This is a genomic window from Nocardia sp. CA-129566 (genome assembly GCF_050956075.1).
Lineage (GTDB): Bacteria > Actinomycetota > Actinomycetes > Mycobacteriales > Mycobacteriaceae > Nocardia.
Genome location: NZ_CP192085.1, coordinates 3,739,369 through 3,758,226, shown reverse-complemented (window position 1 = coordinate 3,758,226; position 18,858 = coordinate 3,739,369). Strand labels below are relative to the sequence as shown.

General features: G+C 67.1%; 17 protein-coding genes. 12 read left to right on the top strand and 5 right to left on the bottom strand.

What is annotated here, in order from left to right; genetic code table 11:
- Positions 1-16 precede the first annotated feature (16 nt).
- On the bottom strand, positions 17-652 hold the full coding sequence (locus tag ACQP0C_RS16295; RefSeq protein ID WP_433733724.1) for a TetR/AcrR family transcriptional regulator: 636 nt from the start codon (positions 650-652) through the stop codon (positions 17-19).
- A 101-nt stretch (positions 653-753) separates the two neighbouring features.
- Between ACQP0C_RS16295 and mptB the strand changes: the two genes are divergently transcribed.
- The 5 genes from mptB to ACQP0C_RS16270 all read left to right on the top strand — a co-directional run bounded on the left by mptB (position 754) and on the right by ACQP0C_RS16270 (position 6,871).
- Positions 754-2,499: a polyprenol phosphomannose-dependent alpha 1,6 mannosyltransferase MptB gene (gene mptB / locus ACQP0C_RS16290; RefSeq protein ID WP_433734569.1), complete on the top strand. Its 1,746-nt coding sequence runs from the start codon at positions 754-756 to the stop codon at positions 2,497-2,499.
- A gap of 125 nt (positions 2,500-2,624) precedes the next feature.
- Positions 2,625-3,560 carry an ABC transporter ATP-binding protein gene (locus ACQP0C_RS16285; protein WP_433733723.1) on the top strand — a complete coding sequence of 312 codons (936 nt, stop codon included), beginning with the start codon at positions 2,625-2,627 and terminating at the stop codon, positions 3,558-3,560.
- Complete coding sequence (locus tag ACQP0C_RS16280) at positions 3,557-4,348, top strand: ABC transporter permease (protein WP_433684408.1); 792 nt, start codon at positions 3,557-3,559, stop codon at positions 4,346-4,348. Before ACQP0C_RS16285 ends, ACQP0C_RS16280 begins: the two co-directional genes overlap by 4 nt.
- A gap of 141 nt (positions 4,349-4,489) precedes the next feature.
- On the top strand, positions 4,490-5,464 hold the full coding sequence (locus tag ACQP0C_RS16275; protein WP_433733722.1) for a COX15/CtaA family protein: 975 nt from the start codon (positions 4,490-4,492) through the stop codon (positions 5,462-5,464).
- 495 nt (positions 5,465-5,959) lie between these two features.
- Positions 5,960-6,871 (top strand): 2-hydroxyacid dehydrogenase, encoded by a 912-nt coding sequence (locus ACQP0C_RS16270; RefSeq protein WP_433733721.1) that lies wholly within the window; start codon positions 5,960-5,962, stop codon positions 6,869-6,871.
- A 123-nt stretch (positions 6,872-6,994) separates the two neighbouring features.
- Here the strand turns inward: ACQP0C_RS16270 and ACQP0C_RS16265 are convergent, their stop codons facing one another.
- On the bottom strand, positions 6,995-7,828 hold the full coding sequence (locus tag ACQP0C_RS16265) for a hypothetical protein (RefSeq protein WP_433733720.1): 834 nt from the start codon (positions 7,826-7,828) through the stop codon (positions 6,995-6,997).
- 363 nt (positions 7,829-8,191) lie between these two features.
- Here ACQP0C_RS16265 and ACQP0C_RS16260 point away from each other — a divergent pair, with 363 nt between their 5' ends.
- From ACQP0C_RS16260 to ACQP0C_RS16250, 3 genes are all read left to right on the top strand, one after another.
- Positions 8,192-8,401: a hypothetical protein gene (locus ACQP0C_RS16260; RefSeq protein ID WP_354958579.1), complete on the top strand. Its 210-nt coding sequence runs from the start codon at positions 8,192-8,194 to the stop codon at positions 8,399-8,401.
- 9 nt (positions 8,402-8,410) lie between these two features.
- A complete protein-coding gene (locus ACQP0C_RS16255; protein ID WP_433733719.1) occupies positions 8,411-9,862 on the top strand; it encodes a flotillin family protein in 1,452 nt (483 codons plus the stop codon).
- 98 nt (positions 9,863-9,960) lie between these two features.
- Entirely contained in the window at positions 9,961-10,671 is a 711-nt protein-coding gene (locus ACQP0C_RS16250; protein ID WP_433733718.1) for a respiratory nitrate reductase subunit gamma, read from the top strand.
- Between the two features lie 5 nt (positions 10,672-10,676).
- Here ACQP0C_RS16250 and ACQP0C_RS16245 read toward each other — a convergent pair whose 3' ends face one another.
- Complete coding sequence (locus tag ACQP0C_RS16245) at positions 10,677-11,027, bottom strand: hypothetical protein (RefSeq protein WP_433733717.1); 351 nt, start codon at positions 11,025-11,027, stop codon at positions 10,677-10,679.
- Between the two features lie 61 nt (positions 11,028-11,088).
- Between ACQP0C_RS16245 and ACQP0C_RS16240 the strand changes: the two genes are divergently transcribed.
- A complete protein-coding gene (locus tag ACQP0C_RS16240) occupies positions 11,089-12,054 on the top strand; it encodes a quinone oxidoreductase family protein (RefSeq protein ID WP_433733716.1) in 966 nt (321 codons plus the stop codon).
- Positions 12,055-12,130: 76 nt separating this feature from the next.
- Here the strand turns inward: ACQP0C_RS16240 and ACQP0C_RS16235 are convergent, their stop codons facing one another.
- The gene (locus tag ACQP0C_RS16235; RefSeq protein ID WP_433733715.1) at positions 12,131-12,733 is read right to left on the bottom strand and encodes a TetR/AcrR family transcriptional regulator; all 603 of its coding nucleotides are present in this window, start codon (positions 12,731-12,733) and stop codon (positions 12,131-12,133) included.
- Between the two features lie 86 nt (positions 12,734-12,819).
- Here ACQP0C_RS16235 and ACQP0C_RS16230 point away from each other — a divergent pair, with 86 nt between their 5' ends.
- Positions 12,820-13,806, top strand: coding sequence for a zinc-binding dehydrogenase (locus ACQP0C_RS16230; RefSeq protein WP_433733714.1), 987 nt, complete (start codon positions 12,820-12,822; stop codon positions 13,804-13,806).
- A 74-nt stretch (positions 13,807-13,880) separates the two neighbouring features.
- Positions 13,881-15,341 (top strand): FAD-dependent monooxygenase, encoded by a 1,461-nt coding sequence (locus ACQP0C_RS16225; protein WP_433733713.1) that lies wholly within the window; start codon positions 13,881-13,883, stop codon positions 15,339-15,341.
- Here the strand turns inward: ACQP0C_RS16225 and ACQP0C_RS16220 are convergent.
- Complete coding sequence (locus ACQP0C_RS16220; protein ID WP_433733712.1) at positions 15,338-16,327, bottom strand: heme o synthase; 990 nt, start codon at positions 16,325-16,327, stop codon at positions 15,338-15,340. The genes ACQP0C_RS16225 and ACQP0C_RS16220 overlap by 4 nt on opposite strands.
- Before the next feature lie 385 nt (positions 16,328-16,712).
- Between ACQP0C_RS16220 and tkt the strand changes: the two genes are divergently transcribed.
- Positions 16,713-18,854 (top strand): transketolase, encoded by a 2,142-nt coding sequence (gene tkt, locus ACQP0C_RS16215; RefSeq protein ID WP_433733711.1) that lies wholly within the window; start codon positions 16,713-16,715, stop codon positions 18,852-18,854.
- The last annotated feature ends 4 nt before the right edge of the window (positions 18,855-18,858 follow it).

Below are 18,858 nucleotides of genomic sequence, written 5' to 3'. Positions count from 1 at the left end.
TTTCTAGTCAAGACCGTCAGAGCTGATCGCCCTGCGCGCCAGCCACTTCAGGAACATTTCCGGCAGCGGGCACATCCGAGATGCCCGCCTCGGCCAGCGTCAGCTCGATCAGCCGCTCCATCGCCACCGCCACCGTGCGCAATGGTTCGTCGGAGCGGCGGACTCGGGACAGGATCGTCGCGCCTTCATAGGCGGCGACCACCGTGGTCGACAGATCCCGCGCCTCCCCCGCCGCCAGCCCCACTTCCGTGAGTAGCTTCGTGAATGCTCGCTCCATCAATTCGAACGCGGACACACAGGCATTGCGCACTGCCTCGACATCACTGCCACCGTCGAGGGCAGGTGTACCGACCGGACAACCTTCGGCCCATTCCGAACCGGCCAGCTTGGTCACCATGAATTCGAACATCGTCGCCGTCGTCGCGAACACATCGGTCGGCGCCTGCGCGATCAACCGACCGGACACCACCCCGGTCCCGGTGATAGCCGCAACCGCGATCTCCTCCTTTCCACCCGGAAAGTGGTGATAGATCGATCCGTATGGCAACCCGGCCGCTGCACTCAACGACTTCAACCCGAACCCGTGATACCCGTGCCGCGCGAGCAACCCCGCCGCCGCGACCTCGATCCGCCGCCTGGACTCCGAACCCATCCTCCGATTCTGCCCGGATCCGATCGTGGCGAGAACGTGCCCCGCAGTCCGTCCCGCAGGGCATCGGCGGTGCCGCTGGCATCGGCTACGCTGGCCGCGTGATGTCAGGCGAGCACGGCGAAGAAGGTGTCGAACGCCGGTCGAACACCTCGAGCACCCTGATTCGACTGCGCCGGACCACACCGATCAACACCGCCGTTTCGCTGGGTCGTCGCATCATCGGACTCGATGTGCCGCCGGACCACACCGTCGGCGACACCTTGCACGTCAACGAACCCGAAGCGGCCGAGCTCAACCCGCAGGAGACCGCGCAACTGCGCCGGGTCCGGCTGCTCGGCGCGACCGGCTCGGTCATGATGGCCATCGGGGCCCTCGGGCTCGGCGCCCAGCCCACGCTGCAGAATCCGACCTACGGCCGGGCCATTCTCGGGCTGCCCGCGCGGGTACACAATTCCGGACTGGCGACGACCATGGTCGGCACGGTCATCGTGATGTTGGCCTGGTTGCTGCTCGGCCGCTTCGCACTCGGCCTGCAGTCCAATCGCATTCGCCGCATCAGCCGTTCGCAGTTGGACCGCACCCTGCTGCTCTGGATCATCCCGCTGTCGGTCGCGCCGCCGATGTTCAGCCAGGACGTCTATTCCTATCTGGCGCAGGGGGAGATCGCGGCGAACGGGCTCGACCCCTATGACGTGGGTCCGGTACAGGGCCTCGGCCAGGACCATATTCTGACTCGCAGCGTTCCGAATATCTGGCAGAATTCGCCCGCGCCGTACGGGCCGCTATCGATCTGGCTGGGCAAGGGCATCGCCGAAATCGTCGGCGACAATATGCTCGCCGGAGTACTGCTACACCGCATGCTGGCACTCATCGGTGTCGCCTGCATCGTCTGGGCCTTGCCCCGACTGGCACAGCGGTGCCGGGTATCGCCCGTAGCCGCGCTGTGGCTCGGTGCGGTCAACCCGCTGGTGATATTCCATCTGGTCTCCGGCGTGCACAACGAGGCGATGATGCTCGGCCTGATGCTGGTCGGGTTGGAATTTTGCCTGGCGGCCCTGAGCAATACCGGCCCGATGCGCGGACACACACTCGTGTTGCTCTTAGCGGGCACCACCCTGATAGCGCTGTCCACCACCGTCAAGATCCCGTCGATGCTGGCGCTGGCGTTCGTGTGGATGGCATTGAGCCGAAAATGGGGCGGCGATATGCGCGCCGTACTCAGCTCGGCGCTGTTGCTCGGCTGCGTCACCGGGGCCGTCATGCTCGCGGTCTGTCTCGGCAGCGGTCTCGGATTCGGGTGGATAGACACCCTGACCATGGCCAACTCCGTACGCAGCTGGATGTCGCTGCCCACCGCACTCGGGGTCGCCACCGGATTCGGCGGCGTCCTGCTGGGATTGGGCGACCACACCACCGCCCTGCTGAGCATTACCCGCCCGATCGCGGCGGCCGCGGCAACACTGGTCGTGGTGCGGCTGATGGTGGCCACCTGGCGCGGTCGGCTGCATCCGGTGGGTGCGCTCGGTGTCGCCTTCGGCGCGGTTGTCCTGCTGTTTCCGGTGGTGCAGCCCTGGTATCTGCTGTGGGGCATCGTCCCGCTGGCGGCTTGGGCCAGCCGACCCGCCTTCCGCGTTCCTGCGACGATCGCCTCGGCGGCGATCAGCGTCATGCTTATGCCGTCGGGTAGCGAAATCCCCCCGTTCGTCCTTATCTATGCGGCCTGCATCACGGTCCTCACGTGTGCGTTGATGATCCTGGCCACCCGCAAGTCACTGCCATGGCGGCTGCACCAGTCCGGCGCCGACTCCGCGGCCACCGCGGCCGGTCCGGCCGGACCATCGAGCTGACTTGGCAGGGGTGTCGTCCCGGTCACATCCGTCGACCGCTTACGGTGTGACACCGTGAGGGAGCGAAGCGAGCGAGCAATGGGCACAGCCCCCTTGGACGCGACGGAGCCGAGCACCGAGGCGCGATGGTGACCGCAGCCTCGGGACCCGCCGTCTGTATCGACGGCGTCGTCAAGCGATATGGCGCGACCACCGCGGTCGACGGGATCAGCTTCGCTGTCGAACGGGCCCAGGTGCTGGCCCTGCTCGGACCGAACGGGGCGGGCAAGACCACGACCGTGGAAATGTGCGAAGGCTTCCACGCTCCGGACACGGGTTCGGTCCGGGTGCTCGGACTCGATCCGATCGCCGATTCCGACCGGCTGCGCCCGCGCATCGGCGTCATGCTGCAGGGCGGCGGCGCGTATCCGGGCGCGCGGGCGGGCGAAATGCTCGATCTGGTCGCCGCCTATTCGGCGGATCCGCTCGATCCGGACTGGTTGCTGAAAACCCTTGGCCTACAGGACAACCGGCGCACCCCCTACCGTCGCCTCTCCGGCGGTCAGCAGCAGCGGCTCGCCCTGGCCTGCGCGCTGGTCGGGAAGCCGGAGATCGTCTTCCTCGACGAGCCGACCGCGGGCCTGGACGCACAGGCCCGACTCATCGTATGGGAGCTCATCGACGCGCTGCGCCGCGACGGGGTGAGCGTACTGCTCACCACGCACATGATGGACGAGGCCGAGCAACTCGCCGACCAGCTGGTGATCATCGATCACGGGCAGATCGTCGCGTCCGGAACACCCGCCGAGGTGACCGCACACGGCGCGGCCGGGCAGCTGCGCTTCACCGCCCCACCGAAACTCGATCTGCGTCTGTTGAAAACCGCACTGCCGGAAGGCTTCTCGCCGCGCGAGACGACACCGGGATCGTATCTGGTGGAGGGCGAGATCAACCCGCAGGTGCTGGCGACGGTGACCGCGTGGTGCGCACAGCAGAATGTGCTGGCCACCGATATCCGGATCGATCAGCGCCGCCTCGAAGACGTCTTCCTGGAACTGACCGGACGGGACCTACGCGGATGAACCAGCCAGATCGCGTCGAGAACCGCTTCGCACCGGGAACCTTCACCCCCGATCCGCGCCCGAGCAGCCGCATCGCGATGATGACCGCGCAGACCCGGCTCGAGCTGATCCTGTTGCTGCGCAACGGCGAACAACTGCTGCTGACCATGTTCATTCCGATCACCCTGCTGGTCGGGCTCAGCCTGTTGCCCTTCGGCGACCTCGGTACCGACCGGGTCGACAAGATCGTGCCCGCGGTGATGATGGTGGCGGTCATGTCGACCGCCTTCACCGGACAGGCCATCGCGGTCGGATTCGACCGGCGCTACGGCGCGCTCAAGCGCCTCGGAGCCACCCCGCTTCCCCGCTGGGGCATTGTCGCGGGCAAGAGCGCCGCGGTCCTGATCGTGGTGGTGCTGCAGGCAATCCTGTTGGGCGCCATCGGATTCGCGCTCGGTTGGCGACCCGACGTCGCCGGGCTCGGGCTCGGCGCGCTGGTGATCGCGCTCGGCACCGCTACCTTCGCGGCGATGGGGCTGCTGCTGGGCGGCACGCTCAAGGCGGAGATCGTGCTGGCGTTGGCGAATATCCTGTGGTTCGCCATGCTCGGCATCGCGAGCGTGGTGTTCGCATCCGACGATCTGCCGTCGGCAGTGAATGTGCTTGTGCGGCTGGTGCCCTCGGGGGCGCTGGCGGTCACTCTCGAAGACGCCATGCGCAGCAGCGTGGACTGGTTCGGTATCGCGGTGCTCGCCGCGTGGGGCGCGGTCAGCGGCTTCCTTGCTACCCGTTTCTTCCGTTTCGACTGAGCTTCGCCCCGGCCGCGCGTTCGAGTCGAATCCGGCGCTCACCTTCCCGCGAAAGCGCAGGCCAAGGTAGTCCGGACTCGCAACGACGAGATGTAGTAGACCGCCTGCAGGCGGTCCAACCGGCCCGGCTACCATCGTTGCGTGCTGTATCGCGCATTTCTGCGACTCGTTGATCTGCTCCCGCTGCCCTCGTTGCGGGTGCAGCGATTGATCGCCGTCGCGGTCATCGTCTCCCAGGCCGGGATCGCCGTCACCGGCGCGATCGTGCGCGTCACCGCGTCCGGACTCGGCTGCCCGACCTGGCCGCAGTGCTTCCCCGGCAGCTTCACCCCGACCGGAGTCGCCGAGGTTCCAGTACTGCACCAGACCGTCGAGTTCAGCAATCGCATGTTGACCTTCGCGGTGACCCTGTGCGCGGCGCTCATCGTGCTCGCGGTCACCAGGGCCCGCCGCCGTCGCGAGGTGCTGGTGTACGCATGGCTCATGCCCGGCGGCACCGTGCTGCAGGCGATCATCGGCGGTATCACCGTGCGCACCGGCCTGCTGTGGTGGACGGTCTCGGTGCATCTGCTGGCGTCGATGCTGATGGTGTGGGTCTCGGTCGTCATGTTCGCGAAGATCGGCGAACCCGATGACGGCATCGAGGTGGCCCAGGCGCCCACACCGCTGCGCTGGTTGACCGGGCTGAGCGGTATCGCACTCGCCGCCGTACTCATCGCGGGCACGCTGGTCACCGGTGCGGGACCGCATGCGGGCGATAAGAGCATCGAGCGCCCCGTGGAACGCCTCCAGGTCGAGATCGTCACCCTGGTGCACCTGCACTCACAACTGCTGGTCGGCTATCTCGCGCTGCTCATCGGCCTTGCCTTCGGCCTCTTCGCGGTAGGCATCACCCCCGCCGTGCGCACCCGCCTTTTCGTACTGCTCGGTCTGGTTTGCGCGCAATCCCTGGTCGGTGTCGTGCAGTACTTCACCGACGTCCCGGCCGCCTTGGTCGCCACCCACGTGGGTGGCGCCGCCGCCTGCACCGCCGCCACCGCGGCACTGTGGGCTTCCTTGCGCACCCGCGAACACATCTCGGCACCGGTCCCGGACCCGGCCGAGCAGTCCGCGTAGTCAGCTCGACTCCGGAGTGCTGTATCGCTCCCGAACTCCCATCGACACGGGGATGCAATACCCCGCGCGCCCTGGCGCACCGGATGCATACGCATCACGGCGTGCCAAAGGCGGGCAGTGGATCCCATTCGACCGGCAAGCTGGCATTGAGCCACCAGCTGCCGAGGGCATCCGAAGTGGCGAAACCGCCTATGCTCGATGACGGGCGTCCTGCTGCGCGAGGCGCACGAGCTCGCGGGAATCCCGGCGGCGCTGATTCACAGCGCCTCGACCTGTCCGGCCCCCTTTATTCAGGGTGGCAATTGGCGCGAGTTCGGCCGAGCGTCGAGCTGCGCGTAATCGATGACTCCGGCCATACCGGCAGTCCCGCCATGGACCGCGCGATCCCGGAGGCACGGGCCCGCTTCGGCAGTGCCGGAGGTTGATATCACGGGATAGATCCGATGATCGGATGCAATCGCGACCGGAACGGCGGGCGCGGTTAGTCTGGCAGACATGCCGGTCACCGTCCTTGTGCCAGATGATTATGGAGTCGAGGTGCTGGCCTGGCTCGATGGGGTTCGCCCGGTGCGATACACGGTGGGTGAACCGTTGCCCGCCGGAGCGGAATTGGCGGAGGTGCTGGTTCCGGCGTTTCTGACGGGGCCCGAATCGATCGATCTGGCCGCATTGCCGAAGCTGCGGCTGGTGCAGATGCTCACGGCCGGGACCGAACGGTGGGTCGGTCGGCTGCCGGATGGGGTCATGCTGTCGAATGCCCGTGGCGCGCATGGCGGCAGTTCGGCGGAATGGGTTGTCGCGGCGCTGCTGACGATCTACCGCGAGCTGATCGAGTTCGCCGATGCGCGGCGGCAGCGCCGCTGGCAGTATCACCCGACCGATACGCTGGCTGGCAAGCGAATTCTGGGCATCGGCGCGGGTGATCTCGGTATCGAATTGCGCCGCAGGCTCGAGGCTTTCGATGCGACCTTGACGCTGGTCGGCACAACGGCCAGAGACGGGGTGCACGGCGTCGACGAATTACCGGGACTGCTCGGCGATTTCGACGCCGTCGTACTGATGGTTCCGGTGACCGACCAGACCATCGGCATGGTCGACGCGCAATTCCTTGCCGCGATGGCCGACGGCGCGGTATTGGTGAACGTCGCCCGGGGCCCCATCGTGCACACCGATGCGCTACTCGCCGAACTCGAGTCAGGACGGCTGCGGGCCGCCTTGGACGTCACCGCCCCGGAGCCGCTGCCATCGGATCACCCGCTCTGGACCGCGCCCGGCCTACTGCTGACGCCGCACGTCGCGGGCAGCAGCCGCGGCAGTCTCGAACGCGCCTACGCCGTCGTCACTGCGGAAATCACGCGATACGCGGCGGGGGAAGTACCGAAGAACCTCGTGCGCGGGGACTACTGACAGCCCGAATTTCTCCAGCGCCGAAGCCTCGACCAGCAGCTCATCGCGGTGGGCGAAACGGCTCGATAGTGCAGGCGCAACGCTGCCGGACCGCCCGGACGCGATGGATAGACCTCGGGCGCATCACGGCCATGGCCGCGTCACCCGCGCGAGCGTCCTGATCAATGCATCCGATGCCAGCCGCGCACGCTGGATGCGCAATCCCGCGTAGCACGGATCGCCGTCCTCGACGAGGCCGACGATCATCGGCTCGTCCAAATGTTCCGCGGCGAAGGCGTAGACGTGCTCGAGCTTGGGGACGATCAGTCCGTAGTCGAGCGCCCGCGCGACACGGCCCTCGAGCGCGAGCACCGCGTCGACCGACAACTCCGTCAGCGGATACACCTCGGGAAATACATTGCGCAGGTCGAGGAACAGGCGAACCGAGCTGCGCCGCGGATCGGCCGACCAGCCGCCGAGACGGCCGAACCTTCCCAGCGCCAGTGTCGGCCGCGCAACCAGCACATGGGTGAACAGCACCCGCATGAGCGTCACGTTGATCATCAGTCGCTCGGCGGGCAGCTCGGCCTCGGCCAACTCCTGATGCGCCAAATAGCCGGAGACGATGCTGCGGTTGTGCGCCCGGTACCACGCCGCGGGAGAAGGCGAGACGAGGAATTCGAGCCAGAGCCGGGCGCCTGGCGTCGATGCGTCGCGGATACCGTCCCGATGGAGCAGCGCGGCCTCTAGTTTGTCGTGTAGCAGACGGTCGTTGATGGCTCGCCACCATGGGCTGCCGGCGTCCGGATCGAGGACGCCGCGCGCGAGTTCCCAACGCAGGAAAGCGATTTCGGCGCGGCTGTAGCCGCGCAGCGCCGGTGGATAGCAGCTCTCGGCCAGCGCGACACGTTGGTGTGCGTCGGCGCGCGCGGCACCGACCCGTCGAGCCGCCAGCTCACTCGCCTTATCCGCGTTCATCGTCACCTACTCTACGAGTCGAACACGAGACCGGGCACCCATCACCATTCCGATGTCACTGACTCGAGTTCCTATTGATACTTCGATGAACAACGGCCCACCGTTCGCAGCGCATTCCGCTGCCCCACGAGCCCTCGTCGACCTGTCGAAATCCATGGCGATATCGCCGACAGCCCCCGCCAGCTGATCTTGGTCTCCCACCTCGCACGGCCGGACGAACCGGGGAAATCCAGTTGGTGCGAATCGGCGTCAAGGGCGCGAGACTGGAAGGCATAAGGGATTCGTAAAGATCGCTTGCGCGAACGGCTGGCGAATTTCGCGAGGTCTACCGTGGAGTGGTCGAACCGCGGCAGGGAGGTGTCGGTGGCGACAGACGTGATCGGCAAGATCGCCCGGGTGACCGCGACGATCAAGCCGGACCATCTCGGTGAGGTTTTGATCGAGGTGCGGGCGGGGACAGAGCGATTCCTCGCGCGTCCTGCTGACGGGGAGACAACCATTCCGAGGCATACCCAGGTGCTCGTGGTCGGGAGCCTGGGTGGGCGAACGGTTGAAGTCACTCCCTTGAAATGAAGGTTCATCATGGACGTCCTGCTAGTGGTCGTCGTCGGCATCGCCGTTGCGGTGCTGTTCCTGGCCGCCATCATGTTCCGGCTCTCCTGGCGAGTCGCCGAACCCGATGAGGCGCTGATCATTTCCGGTTTCCGCGCGGGCGAAGGGCAGGCCTTCGGCGAGAGCATGGGGTTCCGGATCGTCACCGGACGCGGCAGTCTGGTCGCGCCCGGATTGACCAAGGTGCGTCGAATCTCATTGGAGGCGCACGAAAGTCAGATCACCGTGCCCTGTGTGAGTCAGCAGAAGATCAGTCTGCAACTGGCGGGTGTGGTGGTCTACAAGGTCGGCGACGACTATCGGTCCATCGCGAACGCGGCCCGCCGCTTCCTGGATCGACCGGCCGACGAGCTGGAAACCAAGGTGCAGAACGTCTTCGTCGGACATCTGCGCGCGATCGCGGGCTCGATGACGGTCGAGGAGATGATCAGCGATCAGGACAAATTCTCCGAGCAGGTCCGCGACCGCTGCTCCCAGGAGATGGAATCGTTCGGTCTGGTGATCGACAGCTTCCAGATCCAGTCCATTTCCAGCGGTTCGAATTACATTGCCAACCTTGCGATTCCGCATCAGGCGGCGGTGGAACAGAAGGCGCGCATCGCCCGCGCCAATGCCGAGCGCGAGGCCATCGAACAGGAACAGGCCGCGCAGGCACAGATCGCACTCGCGGTGCGCGACACCCAGATCAAGAAGGCCGGATATCAGGCCGAGGTCGACAGTGCGAGTCAGGAGGCCGCCCAGCAGGGCCCGCTCGCCGATGCCACCGCCCGGCAGGCCGTCGTCGAAATGGAAACGCGGGTAGCACAACTCGAGGCGCAGCAGAAGGAACAGCGGCTGCAGGTCGAGATCCGCAAGCCCGCCGACGCCGAGGCCTATCGCCAGACCACCCTGGCCACCGCGGGCCGCGACGCCCGGATCAGCCAGGCCGAGGCCGACGCCCAGGAGACCCGCCTGCGCGCGGAAGCTGCTGCGGCACAGACGAAGATGCAGGCCTTGGCCGAGGCCGATGCGATCAAACTGCGCGCCGCCGCGCAGGCGGAGGCCACCCGGCTCACCGGTCAGGCCGAAGCCGACGCCATCAAGGCCAGGGGGCTGGCCGAGGCCGATGCGGTCCGTGCGCATATGGCCGCCGAAGCGGCGGGTATCCAGCAGCGCGCCGAGGCGATGAGCCAGAACCAGGAGGCCGTCATCGCACAGCAGATCGCCGACAAGCTCCCCCAGATCGTCGCCGCGGCGGCGGCTCCGTTCGAACACGTCGACCAATTCACGGTGCTGAACGGTGCGCAGGGGGTGACATCGGCGCTCGCCGAGATCATCCAGCAGGCCGGTGCGCTCACCTCGATCGCACGCGAATCCCTGCTTCCTGCAATGAATCTCAGCGCAAACGGACAGCAGAACGGCGAGGTCGATCTGCCGAAGTAGGCGGTGCGTCAGCGGCGAGCCCGCGACGGCCCGCCGCAGTACCTCCCGGTAAGGGCCGTTGGTCCCTTGTTCGGCATCGGTGGCTCTGCGAATCTGATATGTCCGATCGTCGGCAAGCCGAAAGCGAACTCGCCGTGACATCGCTGTTATGGATCGCCCTGCCCTACGGCGCGTTTGTCTCGTTCATCCTGGGGCACGTGTGGCGCTACCGGCGCGATGGCTTCCGCAGCTACACCAATTCCCTGGAGATGGACCGCGAACAGCGCTTCGGGACGACCGCGTTCCGGTCCGGGGTGTGCCTGATCGTCATCGCACGCGTCAGCAATATGCTCGCCGCACAACCGCATGCCCATCCGGCCGGTGCGATCCATGTCGTGATCACGATCGTGCTGCTCGTCGGTGGCGCGGCGGCGGCGATCGGCGCGGTGCTGCTGTTCCTGCCCGACCTGATCGCGGGCCCGGCCCAGCCCCTGATCACCCCGCTCGATCGCATTACCTTCCCGGCCTTGGCGGCCGCGGTGCTGTCCGGGGTGCTCATCGATTTCGATCCGGCCTCCAGACGCGAATACCGAACCGGTGAAACACTTTTCGCCTGGTTCCGCTCGCTGTTCACGATCAATCCGTATCCCGAGGCCATGCACCACGCCCCGCTCATCCACCAGGGGCGCGGTCTGATCCTGCTGCTGATCATCGGGATCTGGCCCTACACCCGACTCGCGGGCATCTTCGCGAGCCCGGTCGTGCGGCTGGCCCTGCGTGTGCTCCCGCGCCGAGCCCGCCCATTCGAGGGCGCGAGCGCGGGAGCGTGAACGGCTCAGCGCTCGTTGCGCGCCTTCGGGAAACGGGTCTGGCGGGCGACCCAACCGGCCATCTTGGCCCAGTGCCCGGTGCGCGGGGTGACGATCGAGGTCAGCTCGCGATCCCATTCGTCGGCCTCGGTGAGTCCGTTGACGGTGGCCACCAATTCCTTGGCCGTCGCCAGGTCGGCGACCACGCGGTCACCGAGAACGCCGTCGGAGCCGACCAGCGTGACGCGCACGCCGAGGCGGCCGATGGGCTGCAGGACGGCAGTGGCGGAACCGCCGTGCTCGGCGACGAATCCCTTGACCGAGTCCACGACGGAACCCGATAGTTTCTCTGGGGCCAAGGCGACATCAGAAGTCATGGCGGCTAGTTTACTGGCCGGTACATTCGGGGCCACCCCGCGTGGGTGTAGAACGGATCTCATGCGCGCTATTCAGGTTTCCGAGCACGGTGGTCCCGAGGTCCTGAACTACGTCGAGGTGCCGGATCCGCAGATCGGTCCGGATCAACTGCTCGTCGACACCGAAGCGATCGGCATCAACTTCATCGACACCTACATCCGCACCGGCCGATACCCCCAGGCGGTCCCCTATGTTCCCGGTGCCGAGGGCACCGGTGTGGTGGCCGAGATCGGCGCGAATGTGACCGACTTCGCGGTCGGCGATCGGGTGGCCTGGGCCGCGGCACCCGGCAGTTACGCCCAGCGGGTCGCGGTTGCGGCCGCGGTCGCGATCAAGGTGCCCGATGGTGTCGACGCCCCGGTTGCCGCCTCGGCGCTGCTGCAGGGCATGACCGCGCATTACCTCATCGAATCGATCTACAAGCCCGAACCCGGCGAAACCGTGCTCGTGCACGCGGGTGCGGGCGGTGTCGGCCTGCTGCTCACCCAGCTCGCCGCCGCGCGTGGGGTCCGGGTGATCACCACCGTCTCCTCCGACGCGAAGGAAAAGCTGTCGCGCGAAGCGGGCGCCACCGAGGTGCTGCGCTATACCGACGACCTGGCCGAGCGGGTCCGCGCGCTGACCGATGGCGTCGGCGTCGCCGCGGTATACGACGGCGTCGGCGCGGCCACCTTCGAAGCCAGCCTCGCATCGCTGCGCATCCGTGGCACGCTCGCCCTCTTCGGCGCGGCCAGCGGCCCGGTACCGCCGTTCGACCTGCAGCGCCTGAACCCCGCGGGCTCACTGTTCGTCACCCGCCCGACGCTGGTGCACTACACCCGCGACCGTGCCGAATTGGTCTGGCGCGCAACCGATATCCTCACCGCCATCGCCAATGGCACGCTACATGTCCGGATCGGCGCGACCTATCCGCTGGCCGAGGCCGCACAGGCGCACCGCGATCTCGAGGGCCGCAAGACCACCGGGTCCATCGTGCTGCTGCCCTGACCGGTGTCCAACGGCCGCGCACCGGGCGCGGGGTGTTGGTCTGGAATCCATTGCCCGTCAGCGTGATCCGAGCCGATCAGTAGTCCTGTCCGGTCAGGCCGCGGTAGATGAACCGTGTCAGTCCCTCGATCGCCTGCTCATCGGTCAGCTGGACGGTCCCGTCCTCGACCGCCGTCAGCATGCCCTGAGCCACCTGGAACATCATCGCCAGGCTGGCATCGACAGAGCTCGGCAGCCGTAATCCCTTGTCGGCCAGGCCATCCAGATGGTCGGCGATATCCGCGCGCTGCTCGACACCGAACCGCCCGATGACGCGGGCGAAGTCCGCGCTCACGATCGCCGCCTGACTGATCGCGCGCAGCACGGCGGCGTGCTCCCGCGAGAAGGTCCAGTACCCGGCGACGTGGTACCGCACCGCCGCCGGATCACTGAAATCGGGATTGTGCTCGGGCTGCTCCGCGCGCTCATCCCCCGCCGAGGCCAGATCGTTCAGCAGCGCCTGGAGTAGCTCCTCCTTGCTCGCGAAGTGGTTGTAGAACGACCCCGCCGCCCGCCCTGCGGCGGCGGTGATGTCGGTGATCTTGGTGTTCAAGTAGCCGCGTTCGGCGAATACCCGCCGCGCCGCCTCCTTCAGTGCCTGTTCGGTCTCTGCGGACCTCTCCCGGCGACTCGACGTCACTCGCACCCACCTCCTTGACAAGAAAACCTATCAACCTCCATACTGAATTTAGATTCAGTGAATTTCAATTCAGAATGGTGGAGATCATGAAGGCAGCCGTCCTGCGCAGCGCTGGCGAAGTTCCCGCGTACGCCGACTTCGACGAACCGCAGGTGACCGAGGGTCGGGAACTCGTCGACCTGGTCGCGGCCGGAATTCATCCGATCGTGCGCTCGCTGGCGGCCGGTACGCACTACGGCAGCACCAACGCCTACCCGCTGATCCCGGGCATCGACGGAGTCGCCCGCACCGCCGACGGCGCGCTCGTCTACACCGGCTTCCCGCAGGCGCCCTACGGCACGCTGGCCGAGCGCATGTCGGTGCCATCGCGGATGCGGATCCCGCTCCCGGCCAGCGCCGATCCCGCACGGATCGCCGGTGGTCTCAACCCCGGGTTGTCCTCCTGGCTGATCTTGCGCGAGCGACGCGACGCACTGCGCGCCTCGGACGGCGAGAAATCACTCGGCACCGTGCTGATCCTGGGCGCCACCGGGGCCGCGGGTCTGCTGGCCGTGCAGAACGCATTTCTGGTCGGCGCGGATCGGGTGATCGCGGCGGGACGCAATCCGGAGGCACTCGCGCGCGCGGCCGGATACGGCGCGACCACCGTCACCCTCCTGGACGACAAGGACGCCACCGCGGCGGCGCTGGCCGAGGCGATCGGCCTCGAGGCGCCGAGTCTCGTACTCGACTATGTGTGGGGCGCACCGGCCGAAGCCGCTTTCGCGGCGCTCGGGCGTCAGGGCCTGACCGAGGACGACGCGGATATCTCCTATGTCCAGATCGGTTCCATGGCGGGCGCGGAAGCGGCGGTCCCGGCAGCGCTGCTGCGCAGCCGGCGCATCACCATCTCCGGCAGTGGCGCGGGATCCGCTTCGGTGCAGTCGATCCTGGCCGCGATTCCGGAGTACATGCAGTTCATTGCCGACGGCCGGGTCGACATCGCCGTGCAGGAGTTCCCGCTGTCGAAGATCGAGGACGCGTGGGCGGCCGCACAGTTCGGCGCCGCTCGGGTCGTGGTGGTCCCGGACTAGTCCGCGACGCATACCGAAAGTTCGGGTGGGCCGCAATTGCGCGGCCCACCAAGTCAATTCAGTTCGGAGTTATCGTGAACAACCACATCGTCGACCATCCTCAGGTACTCATCACCGGTGCCGGACCCACCGGCCTGACCCTTGCCATCGACCTGGCCCGCCGCAATATCCCGGTGCGCATCATCGACCAGGCCACGGCATTCTTCGCGGGCTCGCGCGGCGACGGCATCCAGCCGCGCACGCTCGAGGTCTTCGACGATCTCGGCGTACTGGACGCGGTGCGCGCGGCCGGAGCACCGGCACCGGTGATGCGCGCGTACTCCGGCGGTGAATTCGCGGGCGAACATCGCATGGCCGAACCGGTCGAGCCGACGCCCGCGGTCCCCTACCCCAATCTTTGGGTGCTCGGTCAGTCGCGAACCGAGGCGATTCTGCGCGACCGGCTCGCACAGTTCGGTGTGCGCGTCGAACTGGCAACGGCGCTGGTGTCTTTCGAACAGGACGAGACGGGCGTCACCGCCGAACTGGCGCACGACGGTAGCATCGAAACTGTGCGTGTCGCCTACTTGATCGGTGCGGACGGCGGCCGCAGCACGGTCCGCAAAACGCTCGGCATCCCGTTCGAGGGCAATACCGACGATTCGATCCGAATGCTGCTCGGCGATGTCAGCGCGAACGCGCTCGATCACGACTACGGCTACTGGTTCGCCGCGGTCGGCCACCCGATGGAGGGAATCGCGTTGTCTCCGTTGCCCGGTGGCAGCCAGTTCCAGTTCGGCGCACCGCTGAGCGAGGACGTCGAACCCTCGCTCGAGGTGCTGCAGCAGCTCGTCGACCAGTACTCCGGCAATCCGGATATCGTCCTCACCGATCTCACCTGGGCCACGGTCTGGCGGCCGAATATCCGTCTGGCACAGCGATTCCGGGAGCAGCGCGTATTCCTGGCCGGTGACGCCGCGCACGTCCATCCGCCCACCGGCGGGCAGGGTATGAACACCGGCATCCAGGACGCCTACAATCTCGGCTGGAAGCTCGCCGCTGCCCTGGCGGGGGACGAATCACTACTGGACAGTTACGAGTCCGAGCGGCAAACGGTGGCCGCCCGGGTGCTCGGTATCAGCACCGAGTTGCTGGACAAGCTGGTCGACGGCCATGCGGACGCCATGGACCGTGGCGAGCAAACCCGCCAATTGGATATCAGCTACCGGGATCCCGCAGATCAAGGTGTACTGGTCGCGGGTGATCGCGCCCCCGATGCCCCATTGAAAGATGAGGCGGGGCAATCGATCCGACTGTTCGACCTGTTCCGCGGACCGCATGCCACCGTGCTGTCCTTCGGTGCGAGCAACGAACATGCCGACCAACCCGGCACAGAGCGTTACGAGGTGATCCGCCCCGGCGATCACTCGAGCGGGCGCTATGTCGTAGACGTCGACGGCCACGCCCATGCCGCCTACCACGCGGTCCCCGGCACTACCGTCCACATCCGACCGGACGGCTATATCGCCACCGCCCCGGCCCACCGACCGGACTAGCCGAAGAAGCTGCCGACCGTATCCCACCCGAGCACCGAGTCCACGGCGAGTCCGCAGAACACCACCGCGAGATAGTTGTTGGACTGCAGGAACAGGCGCAGCGGCTTCACCGATTCACCGCGCCGCACACCGGAGTACAGCTGGTGCGCCATGAGCAGGAACCACGCTCCGGCCACCAGCGCCACGGCGGCGTAGACCACGCCGGTCGCGGGAACCAGCGCGAGCGTGGTGAGCACGGTGAGCCAGGTGTAGATGACGATCTGCTTGGTGACGACCTGCTCGGTGGCCACCACCGGCAGCATCGGCACTCCGGCCGCGCGGTAGTCCTCCTTGTAGCGCATGGCCAGCGCCCAAGTGTGCGGCGGCGTCCAGAAGAAGATGACGCCGAACAGCGCGATCGCGGGCCAGCCGACGGAGCCGGTCACCGCCGACCAGCCGACCAGGGCGGGCATACAACCGGCCGCGCCGCCCCACACCACATTCTGCGAGGTGCGGCGCTTGAGCCCGAGCGTGTAGACGAAGACGTAGAAGAGGATGGTCGCCACGACCAGCGCACCGCTGAGCAGATTCGCCTGCCACCACAGCCAGGCGAACGAGCCGATGCCGAGCACCACGCCGAAGACGAAGGCATGCGAGGTGGGCACGGCCTCCCGGGCCAGCGGGCGCTTGGCGGTCCGCTTCATCACCTTGTCGATATCGGCGTCGGCGACGCAGTTGAGCGTGTTCGCGCTGGCGGCGCCCATCCAGCCGCCGAACAGGGTCGCCAGGATCAGGCGGATATCGACGTGGCCGCGGTCGGCCAGCAGCATCGTCGGAATGGTCGCGACGAGCAACAGTTCGATGACACGCGGTTTCGTCAACGCGATATAGGCGAGCGGTCGCCGCAGTAGTCGGGACAGCAGGCCATCGCCGGTCAACCGGTCGGCCAGCGCCGTCGCGGAGGAGCCGTGTGCGCCATTGCCACCCGGCTGTTGCCCAATCCGCACTGTCTCTCCTCGCACGCTGTGCATCGCATCCGGCATGGAACAGCAGCGCGCTGTTCCCTGCTCGTGCTGGTGCGGCGCGGCTACTACTACACACGATGGTAGACCCAGCCGCACAGCGTTCTTTCCATAGCCCCTCGCTCATGCCCGGCGCCGGAGCGATTCCACACCACCCCGCGACCGGTCGGTACCCGGCCACGAATGGGTAACCCCGTGGTCTGCGACGGGGAATGAAATACGACACATAACCGGAGTAAGCCGGGTTCCTCACATGCCGGTCACCGGGCACATCTAGGGTAGTTGGGGTACACCCGGTTCGCATTCCACGCCCCCGCGCGTGCATCCTCCCGCCACCGTCGACGAAACCAATGTCAGGAGAACCTCGGTCGTGTCAGTCACAGACGACATCCGCGCCCTCACTCAGCCGAACCACCCGGACGACTGGACGGATCTGGACACCAAGGCCGTCGACACCGTTCGGGTTCTAGCCGCCGACGCGGTGCAGAACGCCGGGAACGGGCACCCCGGCACCGCGATGAGCCTCGCACCGTTGGCCTACACGCTCTACCAACGCACCATGCGCCTGGACCCGAGCGATCCGAGCTGGGTCGGTCGGGATCGCTTCGTCCTGTCCTGCGGTCACTCCAGCGTGACCCAGTACATCCAGCTCTACCTGGCCGGTTACGGCTTGGAGCTCGACGATCTCGAGCACCTGCGCAAGTGGGGCTCGCTGACCCCGGGCCACCCCGAATTCCGCCACACCGACGGCGTCGAGATCACCACCGGCCCGCTGGGTCAGGGTCTGGCCTCCGCGGTCGGCATGGCGATGGCGGCGCGACGCGAGCGCGGACTCTTCGATCCGGACGCCGCGCCCGGTACCAGCCCGTTCGACCACTTCATCTATGTGATCGCCTCCGACGGTGATATGGAGGAGGGCGTCACCTCCGAGGCGTCCTCACTCGCGGGCACCCAGCAGCTGGGCAATCTGGTCGTGATCTACGACGACAACAAGATCTCCATCGAGGACGACACCACCATCGCCTTCACCGAGGACGTCGCCGAGCGCTACGCGGCGTACGGCTGGCACGTGCAGGTGGTCGAGGGCGGCGAGGACGTGGTCGCCATCGAGGCGGCGCTGGCCGCGGCCAAGGCGGAGACCGGCAAGCCGTCGATCATCGTGCTGCGCACCATCATCGGCTACCCGGCCCCGAACAAGATGAACACCGGTGCCGCACACGGCGCCGCGCTCGGTGCCGACGAGGTGGCCGCCACCAAGAAGATCCTCGGCTTCGATCCGGAGCAGAACTTCCAGGTCGATGACGAGGTCATCGCGCACACCCGCAAGGTGATCGAGCGCGGACAGCAGGCGCATGCGGCCTGGCAGCAGCAGTTCGACGCGTGGGCCGGCGCCAACCCGGAGCGCAAGGCACTGTTCGATCGGCTCGTCAAGCGTGAGCTGCCCGCGGGCTGGGCCGCGAATCTGCCGACGTACGAGGCGGATCCGAAGGGTATGGCCACCCGCAAGGCGTCCGGCAAGGTGCTCGCCGCGCTCGCGCCGGTACTGCCCGAACTGTGGGGCGGTTCGGCCGACCTCGCCGAATCCAACAACACCACCATGCCCGACGCACCGAGCTTCGGTCCGGAGTCGATCTCGACCGGCATGTGGAAGGCCAACCCGTACGGCCGCACCCTGCACTTCGGTGTGCGCGAGCACGCCATGGGCGCGATCCTCAACGGCATCGCACTGCATGGACCGACCCGTCCGTACGGCGGCACCTTCCTGGTGTTCTCCGACTACATGCGTCCGGCCGTGCGCCTGGCCGCGCTGATGCGGGTGCCCGCGATCTACGTCTGGACGCACGACTCCATCGGCCTCGGCGAGGACGGCCCGACCCATCAGCCGATCGAGCATCTGGCCGCGCTGCGCGCCATCCCCGGCCTCAACGTGGTCCGCCCCGGCGACGCCAACGAGACCACCTACGCCTGGCGCACCATCCTCGAGCGCGACAGCAGCGAGCACACTTCGCACTTCTCGGTCTCCGAGCCCGCCCACCAGGACGGACCTTCCGCACTGGCGCTCACCCGCCAGGATCTGCCGATCCAGGAGGGCACCAGCTACGAGGGCGTCAAGAAGGGCGGTTACGTGCTGGCCGAGGCGTCCACCGGCATCCCGCAGGCGATCCTGATCGCCACCGGTTCCGAGCTCCAGCTCGCCGTGGCCGCCCGCACTACGCTGGAGGCGCAGGGCATCGGCACCCGGGTGGTCTCGATGCCGTGTGTGGAGTGGTTCGACGCGCAGGACAAGGCTTACCGGGACGAGGTGCTGCCGCCCGCGGTCGCCGCTCGGGTGGCCGTCGAGGCCGGTATCGCAATGCCGTGGTACCGGTTCACCGGCGATGCGGGCGAGATCGTGTCGATCGAGCATTTCGGCGCCTCGGCCGATTTCAAGACCCTGTTCCGCGAGTTCGGGATCACCGCGGAAGCCGTAGTCGCTGCCGCGCAGCGCACCCTGGAAAACGTGAAGGGATAAGAGC

Coding starts and splice junctions, on each gene's coding strand:
- ACQP0C_RS16295 (WP_433733724.1), bottom strand. CDS start 652: ATGGGTTCGGAGTCCAGGCGGCGGATCGAGGTCGCGGCGGCGGGGTTG.
- mptB (WP_433734569.1), top strand. CDS start 754: ATGTCAGGCGAGCACGGCGAAGAAGGTGTCGAACGCCGGTCGAACACC.
- ACQP0C_RS16285 (WP_433733723.1), top strand. CDS start 2,625: ATGGTGACCGCAGCCTCGGGACCCGCCGTCTGTATCGACGGCGTCGTC.
- ACQP0C_RS16280 (WP_433684408.1), top strand. CDS start 3,557: ATGAACCAGCCAGATCGCGTCGAGAACCGCTTCGCACCGGGAACCTTC.
- ACQP0C_RS16270 (WP_433733721.1), top strand. CDS start 5,960: ATGCCGGTCACCGTCCTTGTGCCAGATGATTATGGAGTCGAGGTGCTG.
- ACQP0C_RS16265 (WP_433733720.1), bottom strand. CDS start 7,828: ATGAACGCGGATAAGGCGAGTGAGCTGGCGGCTCGACGGGTCGGTGCC.
- ACQP0C_RS16255 (WP_433733719.1), top strand. CDS start 8,411: ATGGACGTCCTGCTAGTGGTCGTCGTCGGCATCGCCGTTGCGGTGCTG.
- ACQP0C_RS16250 (WP_433733718.1), top strand. CDS start 9,961: ATGTCCGATCGTCGGCAAGCCGAAAGCGAACTCGCCGTGACATCGCTG.
- ACQP0C_RS16245 (WP_433733717.1), bottom strand. CDS start 11,027: ATGACTTCTGATGTCGCCTTGGCCCCAGAGAAACTATCGGGTTCCGTC.
- ACQP0C_RS16240 (WP_433733716.1), top strand. CDS start 11,089: ATGCGCGCTATTCAGGTTTCCGAGCACGGTGGTCCCGAGGTCCTGAAC.
- ACQP0C_RS16230 (WP_433733714.1), top strand. CDS start 12,820: ATGAAGGCAGCCGTCCTGCGCAGCGCTGGCGAAGTTCCCGCGTACGCC.